This is a genomic window from Spirillospora sp. NPDC049652 (assembly GCF_040675125.1).
Classification (GTDB): Bacteria; Actinomycetota; Actinomycetes; order Streptosporangiales; family Streptosporangiaceae; genus Spirillospora.
The window spans coordinates 1-1,795 of record NZ_JBFAOF010001239.1; the positions used below are offsets into that span (position 1 = coordinate 1).

Below are 1,795 nucleotides of genomic sequence, written 5' to 3' on the forward strand. Positions count from 1 at the left end.
GGCCGCCCTCTGCCCACGCGTGCGCCGGGCTCGGCGCGCGATCGCCTCCCACGCGCCTCGCCCGTGCGACGCCCCGGACCGGACGGGGATCAGTCTTCGGTGATCTCCAGGCGGCCGATCTTGAGGTGGGCGATCTCGACGACGCCGGCCTCCAGGTGGTGGACGACGGCGCGCTTGATGGCGAGGCGGCCGATCGCGAGGGCCCCGATGGCCAGGGCTCCCACGGCGGCGGAGCCGAGGGCCAGCGACCCGAGGCCGGTCAGCGGCCGGAGGCTCGCGCCGACGGCCGACGCGCCGGTCACCTCGGCGCCCACCGCGCGGGCGCCGACCCCGCGCTCGGTCCGCACCCGCGGGCGCTGCTCGTCGGGCTGCTCGGCGGGCTGGTTCTCGTCAGGCTCGGTCGTCATGGGCCCACCCTAAGCGAGTCCGGCCCACCACCCCGCGCGGCCCCGGCCACCCCGATCCGGCCCGTACGCCCCTTGCTGCCCCGACCCGCACGAGCCTGGGCGCAGTGACCCAGCTGCACGATCCTGGACGATGCGCCCCAGCCGCACGAGCCGGGCTCCCGTCCCAGCCCGCACGGGCCTCGGCGCAGCGACCCGGCCCGTGCGGCCCTGGAACCCCGTTCCTCCGGACTAGCCGAGGGCGGTGCGGACGACCTCGGCGAGGCGCTCGGCCACCATGCCGGCCTGCTCCTCGGACGCGGCCTCGACCATCACGCGGACCATCGGCTCGGTGCCGCTCGGCCGGATGAGGACACGCCCGGACTCGCCGAGCTCCTCCTCCGCGGCGGCGATCGCGGCCGACAGCTCGGCCGAGGAGCCGGCCCGGGTCTTGTCCACGTTCCGCACGTTGACCAGCACCTGCGGCAGCCGGGTCATGGCCTTGGCCAGCTCGTCCAGCGGACGGCCGAGCCGGGCCATCGCGGCGAGCAGGTGCAGGCCGGTCAGCACGCCGTCGCCGGTGGTGGCGTGGTCCAGCATGATCACGTGGCCGGACTGCTCGCCGCCGAAGTTGAAGCCGCGCTCCTTCATGGCCTCCAGCACGTAGCGGTCGCCGACGGCGGTCTCCACGACCGTCAGGCCCGCCTCGCGCATCGCCAGCTTGAAGCCGAGGTTGGACATGACGGTCGCGACGACGGTGTCGTCGGCGAGCCGCCCGGCCTCGCGCAGGTCCAGCGCCAGGATCGCCATGATCTGGTCGCCGTCCACCTCCTCGCCGCCGGCGGTCACGGCCAGGCAGCGGTCGGCGTCGCCGTCGTTGGCGATGCCCGCGTCCGCGCCGTGCTCGCGGACGGCCGCCTTCAGCGCGTCCAGGTGGGTGGAGCCGACGCCCGCGTTGATGTTCAGCCCGTCCGGCGCGGCCCCGATCGTGATCACCTCGGCGCCGGCGCGGCGCAGCGCCTCGGGCGCCACCTCGCAGGACGCGCCGTGCGCGCAGTCGACCACGACCTTCAGGCCGTCCAGCGACACCGGCAGCGTGCTCAGCAGGTGCGCGATGTACTGCTCGACCGCGCCGTGCGCCTCCCGGACGCGGCCGACGCCCGCGCCGGTCGGGGGCTCCCAGTCCTGGCCGAGGGTGGCCTCGATGCGGTCCTCGATCTCGTCGGCGAGCTTGAAGCCGCTGCGGTCGAAGAACTTGATCCCGTTGTCCGGGGCGGGGTTGTGCGAGGCCGACAGCATCACGCCGAGATCGGCGTCCAGCGCGTGCGTGAGGTGGGCGACCGCCGGGGTCGGCAGCACGCCGAGCCGTAGCACGTCCACTCCGGCGCTGGCCAGGCCCGCGACGACCGCGG

2 protein-coding genes are annotated in these 1,795 nt (G+C 75.5%); both read right to left on the reverse strand.

Annotated features, from left to right (window positions below):
- Positions 1-89: 89 nt before the first annotated feature.
- The gene (locus AB0J52_RS38960; RefSeq protein ID WP_500188087.1) at positions 90-407 is read right to left on the reverse strand and encodes a hypothetical protein; all 318 of its coding nucleotides are present in this window, start codon (positions 405-407) and stop codon (positions 90-92) included.
- A 228-nt stretch (positions 408-635) separates the two neighbouring features.
- On the reverse strand, positions 636-1,795 hold a 1,160-nt coding region (gene glmM / locus AB0J52_RS38965; RefSeq protein WP_500188088.1), incomplete at its 5' end, for a phosphoglucosamine mutase.